The organism is Ureibacillus suwonensis, from assembly GCF_042655065.1.
GTDB lineage: Bacteria > Bacillota > Bacilli > Bacillales_A > Planococcaceae > Ureibacillus > Ureibacillus suwonensis.
Genome location: NZ_JBHSNQ010000033.1, coordinates 37,637 through 45,042 on the forward strand (window position 1 = coordinate 37,637; position 7,406 = coordinate 45,042).

The following is a 7,406-nucleotide window of genomic DNA, read 5'->3' on the forward strand; positions in this document are numbered from 1 at the left end:
TTTTATAGATTTAAAACTGCTAGTTCAATTATTTTATCTTGAAAGCCATGTAGAACGAAAGAGAAAACAGGTATCTTTTTTCCGCGCGAACAGATTATTCTGATTGAGCATAAATTTCAATATAAAAGCATAAAAAAGGGTTCTCTCCATTGGGATGGAAAGAACCCTTTAACCATATCACCGTTTCCAAAAGATGGTGTTATTGAAGTCTTTCGATTACATCATGCCGCCCATATCTGGCATACCTGGATTTTGTGCTGGTGGTTCAGGAATGTCAGCCACCACCGCTTCAGTTGTTAAGAACAATGCAGCAACAGATGCAGCATTTTGTAATGCGGAACGAGTTACTTTTGCTGGGTCAACAATACCAGCTTCGATCATGTTCACCCATTCACCTGTAGCAGCATTGAAGCCGATTCCCACTTCTTCGCGTTTTAAGCGGTCTACGATGATTGAACCTTCTAAGCCGGCATTTTCTGCGATTTGACGAACTGGTTCTTCAAGGGCGCGAAGCACGATTTTCACACCAGTTGCTACATCGCCTTCTGTTTCATCCAATACTTTTTCTACTGCTTTGTAAACATTTACTAATGCAGTACCACCACCTGCAACGATACCTTCTTCCACCGCTGCACGTGTAGCGTTTAATGCGTCTTCAATGCGAAGTTTGCGTTCTTTCAATTCTGTTTCAGTAGCAGCACCCACTTTGATTACTGCCACACCGCCAGCTAATTTCGCTAAGCGTTCTTGTAATTTTTCTTTATCGAATTCTGAAGTTGTTTCTTCGATTTGCGCACGGATTTGATTTACGCGTGATTCGATCGCAGCTTGGTCTCCAGCGCCTTCAACGATTGTAGTGTTGTCTTTGTTTACAACCACTTTGCCAGCGCGTCCTAGATGAGAAAGGTCAGCTGTTTTCAAGTCTAAACCAAGGTCTGAAGTGATCACTTGTCCACCTGTCAAGATAGCGATATCTTCAAGCATCGCTTTGCGGCGATCACCGAATCCAGGAGCTTTTACAGCCACAACTTGGAATGTTCCGCGCAATTTGTTCAATACTAATGTTGCCAAAGCTTCACCTTCAACATCTTCAGCGATGATTAATAATGGTTTGCTTTGTTGAACAACTTGTTCCAATAATGGAAGGATGTCTTGGATGCTGGAGATTTTTTTATCTGTAATTAAGATGAAAGGATTTTCAAGAACTGCTTCCATTTTGTCTGTATCAGTTACCATGTAGTGGGATACGTAACCGCGGTCGAATTGCATACCTTCCACTACATCCAATTCAGTAGCGAAACCTTTTGATTCTTCGATTGTGATAACACCGTCAGTACCAACACGGTCCATCGCTTCAGAGATGAATTTACCCACTTCTTCATCAGCTGCAGAGATGGAAGCGACTTGAGCGATTTCTTCTTTGTTTTGAACTGGACGGGAAATATTTTTCAATTCTTCGATAGCAGCAGCAACCGCTCTGTCAATCCCTTTGCGGATTCCAACAGGGTTTGCACCGCTTGTTACGTTTTTCAAACCTTCACGGATCATCGCTTGTGCCAAAACAGTTGCAGTTGTTGTACCGTCCCCTGCCACTTCGTTTGTTTTGGAAGCAACTTCAGCAACCAATTTTGCCCCCATGTTTTCATATGGGTTTTCAAGTTCGATTTCTTTTGCGATTGTTACACCGTCATTTGTGATTAAAGGTGAACCGAATTTCTTTTCAAGAACAACGTTGCGGCCTTTTGGACCCAATGTCACTTTCACCGCGTTCGCTAATTTATCAACACCTTTTAACATTAACGCGCGAGCTTCTTCTGCAAACTTAATGTCTTTTGCCATTTTGTCTTACCTCCGTATTTTTTCTTTCGGTAATCAAAATTGGGATAAAAATGCCTGCCATTTCATAAAAATTAGTAGGCGCAATTTTGATTGTTCGGTCTATTTATTATAAAACAGCTAAGATGTCGCTTTCTCTTAAAATTAAATATTCTTTGCCTTCGTATTTCACTTCTGTTCCCGCATATTTGGAGAAGATGATAACGTCTCCTTCTTTTACTTCAGGTTCAACGCGAGTTCCATTGTCCAATACACGGCCAGGACCTACTGCCACCACTTTACCTTCTTGTGGTTTTTCTTTCGCGGAATCTGGAAGTACAAGTCCGGAAGCAGTTTTTTCTTCTACCTCAACTAATTCGATAATCACGCGATCTCCTAATGGTCTTAGCAAGTGAAACAACCTCCTAAATCATATTTTAACTACCATTATTAGCACTCCACCCAACCGAGTGCTAACACAATTATATAATAATGAATCGTTCCTATTTTTGCAAGTGAGAAGTATAAAAAATTTCTTTTCTTTCTAACTTCCTCTACAATAGAATATGGTTAGTAAAAAGAAGCAATCACACTTGTCAGTTTATGCCTCCAATTACATTTTAAACATTTTTTCGGGAAAGAGGGAATCATACGATTGGCCAGTTCAAAAAATTTGCAAACTCAAAAAACTGCATTTTATGTATTAATCACTTACATCGCTTTTCAACTTTCTTCCTTTTTACTTTGGATACCTCCCCTAAAAAACTTCTTTTTAAGTTTCATTGATTTGGAAGGAAGTTCAGCGAATATTGCCTTGGCCGGATGGTGGTCTTCCATCACGGCGGGGATTGCATTCATCATCTCCATTCTTCTTATTTCAAGGAATAAAAACTTTTGGAATTGCTTAAAGGGAGAAAAAAAGCCGTTGCCCGTGGCCATTGTTTGGGGAATTGTCGGGTTTTTCATGATTTATCTTGGCCAAGTGATCGGCGTACAAATTGAATCATCATTAGGCATCAATCCCGGCTCCGAAAACACGGAAGCCATTATCAAAGTGACAAAAATCGCACCGGTGATGATTTTTGCTTCCGTATTTTTTGGGCCTGTCCTGGAAGAACTTGTGTTTCGCCGGGTAATTTTCGGTTCCATCATGCAAGCACAAAACAACTTTTGGGTGGCCGCATTTGTCAGTGCCATCTTCTTTGCCATCATCCATTTGGATTTCAGTCACATTATCCTTTATACAATTACCGGCTTTATCCTATCTTACTTGTATTATAAGACAAAGCGTTTAATTACTCCGATTATTGCCCATATGCTGTTGAATGGTTTCGTTACTTACTTGCAATTGAACATTGATAAAATCCAACAATTTTTCAATCATTGATTTTTGCAGGAATTTAAAGATGAAAAAAAAAAGCCTATTTTCAATGAATTCACATCATTGAAAATAGGCTTTAATTTTGTTCTTTCATTTGTTCGATTTGGCGGCGTTGTTCCGCCAGTGCCGCTTCCACCTGTTGTTTCTGTTCCGCTTCCTTTTCTTCCTTCAACCGCTGTTCTTCCGATTTTTCAAATTTCCTGTATCCGATTTTTGCAATCACAATGCTGAATTCATATAGAATGAACAACGGAATCGACAGGATGATATACGAAACCAAATCAGGCGGCGCAATCAGTACGGCAATCACAAAGAGCACGAAATAAGAATACTTTCTGAATTTGACCATCCACTTCGGATTCAATACACCGAGCCGTGATAAAAACAGGGTGATGACCGGGAGTTGAAACAAAAGCCCAAAAGGAATCACCAATTTGAAGAGAAAGGAAAAGTATTCGTTTATCCCAATCACTTGTTGAATTCCTAACCGCTCGGACAAATTCATCATGAAATTCATGACATTCGGAAAAAGGATAAAATAACCGAACAATACGCCCGCCAAAAACAGGATGAAAGCGTAAGGGATATATTTTAATGTCGCCTTCCGTTCCGCTTCATACAATCCCGGTGCAACAAACGCCCAAAGTTGATATAAAATCACCGGCGATGTCAAAATCAATGCAACAAAAAATGTCACTTCCAAATAAACGGTGAGCGGATCGGTCACTTTAAAAGCATTTAACGTGAGTTCATTTGATTGATCCAACTGTTCATTATTCTGCTTAAAGTGTTCGATAAATGGCTCTGCATCATACTGAATGTATTTGATAATCGGCTCCGCCAAGTAGAATCCAGCAAATAATGCAATAACGAAAAAAACCGCACATATGATTAAGCGCTTTCTTAATTCCTCTATATGTTCTATAACCGGAAGTTCTTTTGGATCCATTTGCTAGACATCCTCAAAATTACTTATTCTGTTCTCTTTCTTTCGTTTCAACCGTTTCAATGGATTTTTGCTGCTGATCTATTTCAATAATATTCTTTTTTTCTGTACTTTCGTTATCATCTAATAACCCTTGCGTACCTTTTTTGAACTCGCGCAATGTCGTTCCCATTGCTCGTCCAAATTCAGGCAATTTTTTCGGTCCAAAAATGATTAAAGCCACAATCCCTATAACGACAAGAGCTGCTGGTGAAATTGCACTTAAGTGCACAACCATTGATGCCACCTCCTCTAAATATGTAATTATTTTACCCCAATTCGACACATTTTGCATTACATATCAAATGAATGTTTGTGAAAACTTTTCATCAATCACTATTGCGAATTAAATAGATTAAAGCCTCCAATTCCACAGCCAAATCGATATTCATCACTTTCATCGTATCCGGAACGTTCAGCCGGACCGGTGTAAAATTCAATATCCCTTTTGCATTGATGGCTGCCAGGCGATCCGCAATGGCTTGGGCTGAACGCGAAGAAACCGTCAAGATGGCAAGCTCCGCATTATATTTTTGATACATTTCCTCTAATCGATCCGGATGATAAACCGGGATCCCATTGACTTCATGCCCCTCCATCGGCGCCTTCGTATCAAAAGCAACGACGATTCTTGTATTATGATTTTTCTGGAAGTTATATTTTAATAGAGCATTTCCTAAATTTCCCACACCAATAAGGGCAACGTTTGCCCCCTCATCCTGGTCGAGAATTTGCCGGAAAAATTCCAGCAAGTATGCAACATCATATCCGTATCCTTTTTTTCCTAAAGCTCCGAAATAAGAAAAATCTCTTCGAATTGTTGCGGAATCAATTTTCATTGCCTCGCTTAATTCTTGAGATGAAACTCTCTGTTTTCCGGCATTTGCGAAATTTTGCAAGAAGCGATAATAAAGAGGAAGTCTTTTTGTTGTCGCTTGTGGAATTTTTATATCTTTTTTCACCACGATAATCCCCCTGTTTACTTTCAAATCGAAATTGATTTTATATTACTAAACATAGCTCAATAAGTAAAGCATGCGCATTGCTTGAAATCCCCTCTTCTATTACACTATAGAAGAGTGAATTGAGGTGTAAAAATTGATCATACTTCAAGTGAATCAACTGTCGAAATCTTTCCTATCTGATGAAATATTAAGGGATGTCAAACTGGAAATTCAACATCGGGACCGCGTTGCTTTGGTTGGACGTAACGGGGCCGGGAAATCCACCCTGTTAAAAATCATCGCCGGTCAAATGTCATACGATTCCGGGGAAATCATCATTCCTAAAGATATAACAATCGGTTATTTGGAGCAACATACAGGCCTCGAATCGAAGCGGACCATTTGGGAAGAAATGATGACGGTCTTTGAACCGTTGAAAAAGCAGGAAATGCGGTTGCGTGAATTGGAGCAGCAAATGGCGGATCCATCCGTCTATGAAAATCCGACGAATTACTCCCGAATCATGGCGGAATATGACCAACTGCAGCATGCCTTCAAAGATGCGGGCGGTTACCAATATGAAGCGGATACCCGTTCCGTCCTCCATGGAATGAAATTTTATCCCGACATGTATGACCAACCCGTTTCTTCCTTATCCGGTGGTCAACGCACCCGTCTTGCCCTTGCAAAACTGCTGCTCAGCAAACCGGATTTATTAATTTTGGACGAGCCTACCAACCATTTGGATATTGAAACATTAAGCTGGCTTGAAAATTATTTAAAATCCTATTCCGGTGCCATTTTAATGGTTTCCCACGACCGCTATTTTTTGGATCAGATCGTCAATATCGTATATGAAGTATCAAGAGGCCGCGTCACAAAATATGTTGGAAATTACAGCGATTATTTGGATCAAAAAGCGAAGCAATATGAACGCGACTTAAAAATGTATGAACAGCAGCAGGATGAGAAAGCCAAGCTGGAAGAGTTCATTCAAAAGAACATCGCCCGCGCATCTACGTCCAAACTGGCGAAAAGCCGGAGAAAAATGCTGGAACGCATGCAATGGATGGATGCCCCGGCAGGCGATGAAAGATCCGCAAAATTCGGTTTCGACATTGAACGGCAAAGCGGAAACGATGTGTTATCCGTTGATGACCTGGCCATCGGTTATGATGAACATCATATCGTTTCGAGAAACATCAATTTGCGTATCTTCCGGCAGGATCGGGTGGCCATCGTCGGTCCAAATGGTGTCGGCAAGTCCACCTTTTTAAAAACCATTGTGAAAGATTTGCCGGCACTTTCCGGAAACATCCGATACGGAACGAATGTCAAAATCGGCTATTATGATCAAGATCAGGCAAAACTTCACAGTAATAAAACGGTGCTGAATGAACTGTGGGATGAATGGCCGTTACTGCCCGAGAAGGAAATCCGCACCGTATTGGGGCAATTTTTATTCAGCGGCGATGATGTGTTAAAACCTGTCAACGCACTGTCCGGTGGAGAAAAAGCCCGGCTTGCCCTTGCAAAGCTGATGATGCAAAAAGCGAACTTCCTTGTCTTGGACGAACCGACAAACCATCTCGATTTAGACAGCAAGGAAGTGCTTGAAAATGCATTGATGGATTATCCGGGAACCATTCTCTTCGTTTCCCATGACCGCTATTTCATCAATAAGATCGCCACTAAAGTCGTCGAACTATCTTCAACGGGAACGTTCGAATATTTAGGGGATTACGACTACTATGTTGAGAAAAAACAAGAATTGATGGAATTGGCAGAAATGAATGCGGCAAAACAGGCAGAAAAACAAGAAACCAAAACGGACCATTCATCAATGGCAAATGCGAAAGAAATCAGAAAAAGGGAAAGACAAATACAAAGAAAATTGGAAGAAATCGAAAAAGACATGTCCCAAATTGAAAATAAAATCAATGACATCGAACTTGAGCTCTGCAAACCTGAAATTTTCAGCGATTACGAAAAAGCATTGGAGCTACAAAACGAGTTGGACTCATTAAAACAAACCCACAGTGAGCTGGAACTCGAATGGCTTGAACTGCATGAAGAATTGGAAAATCTGAAATAATGTCGAGGCTGGGACATAACTAATAAAGTGAACGAGCTGCAAAAAGATTTTTTTGTAATAAATTGATTGGAGTGACGGGGCGAGTGCTCCTGTCGCGCACGCTTAGTCGCAAAGCAAAAGCTTTCCTGCGACGAGCCCTCTCGAGACCCCGCAGGAGCGAAGGATTGAGCTCCGAGGAGGCTCGAG

Annotated in this window: 7 protein-coding genes; 2 read left to right on the forward strand and 5 right to left on the reverse strand. The window is 40.8% G+C overall.

Features of this window, described 5'->3' with window-relative positions; all coding sequences use genetic code 11:
* Positions 1-216: 216 nt before the first annotated feature.
* Positions 217-1,839: a chaperonin GroEL gene (gene groL / locus ACFPOH_RS02710; RefSeq protein ID WP_342471083.1), complete on the reverse strand. Its 1,623-nt coding sequence runs from the start codon at positions 1,837-1,839 to the stop codon at positions 217-219.
* A 106-nt stretch (positions 1,840-1,945) separates the two neighbouring features.
* The gene (groES, locus tag ACFPOH_RS02715) at positions 1,946-2,227 is read right to left on the reverse strand and encodes a co-chaperone GroES (protein ID WP_342471082.1); all 282 of its coding nucleotides are present in this window, start codon (positions 2,225-2,227) and stop codon (positions 1,946-1,948) included.
* A gap of 243 nt (positions 2,228-2,470) precedes the next feature.
* Here groES and ACFPOH_RS02720 point away from each other — a divergent pair, with 243 nt between their 5' ends.
* Complete coding sequence (locus ACFPOH_RS02720; RefSeq protein ID WP_096549776.1) at positions 2,471-3,202, forward strand: CPBP family intramembrane glutamic endopeptidase; 732 nt, start codon at positions 2,471-2,473, stop codon at positions 3,200-3,202.
* Positions 3,203-3,272: 70 nt separating this feature from the next.
* On the opposite strand, the gene tatC is transcribed toward ACFPOH_RS02720, so the two are convergent.
* From tatC to ACFPOH_RS02735, 3 genes are all read right to left on the reverse strand, one after another.
* Complete coding sequence (tatC, locus tag ACFPOH_RS02725; RefSeq protein WP_342471081.1) at positions 3,273-4,145, reverse strand: twin-arginine translocase subunit TatC; 873 nt, start codon at positions 4,143-4,145, stop codon at positions 3,273-3,275.
* Positions 4,146-4,164: 19 nt separating this feature from the next.
* The gene (locus ACFPOH_RS02730; protein WP_096549778.1) at positions 4,165-4,419 is read right to left on the reverse strand and encodes a twin-arginine translocase TatA/TatE family subunit; all 255 of its coding nucleotides are present in this window, start codon (positions 4,417-4,419) and stop codon (positions 4,165-4,167) included.
* Between the two features lie 91 nt (positions 4,420-4,510).
* Positions 4,511-5,143, reverse strand: coding sequence for a redox-sensing transcriptional repressor Rex (locus ACFPOH_RS02735; RefSeq protein WP_342471227.1), 633 nt, complete (start codon positions 5,141-5,143; stop codon positions 4,511-4,513).
* Between the two features lie 136 nt (positions 5,144-5,279).
* On the opposite strand from ACFPOH_RS02735, the gene ACFPOH_RS02740 reads away from it, so the two are divergent.
* Positions 5,280-7,220, forward strand: a complete 1,941-nt coding sequence (locus ACFPOH_RS02740) for an ABC-F family ATP-binding cassette domain-containing protein (protein ID WP_390308803.1) — start codon at positions 5,280-5,282, stop codon at positions 7,218-7,220.
* Positions 7,221-7,406 lie beyond the last annotated feature (186 nt).

Bases quoted from the DNA above. Each gene is read 5' to 3' on its own strand.
- groL (WP_342471083.1), bottom strand. From the start codon at position 1,839: ATGGCAAAAGACATTAAGTTTGCAGAAGAAGCTCGCGCGTTAATGTTA.
- tatC (WP_342471081.1), bottom strand. From the start codon at position 4,145: ATGGATCCAAAAGAACTTCCGGTTATAGAACATATAGAGGAATTAAGA.
- ACFPOH_RS02730 (WP_096549778.1), bottom strand. From the start codon at position 4,419: ATGGTTGTGCACTTAAGTGCAATTTCACCAGCAGCTCTTGTCGTTATA.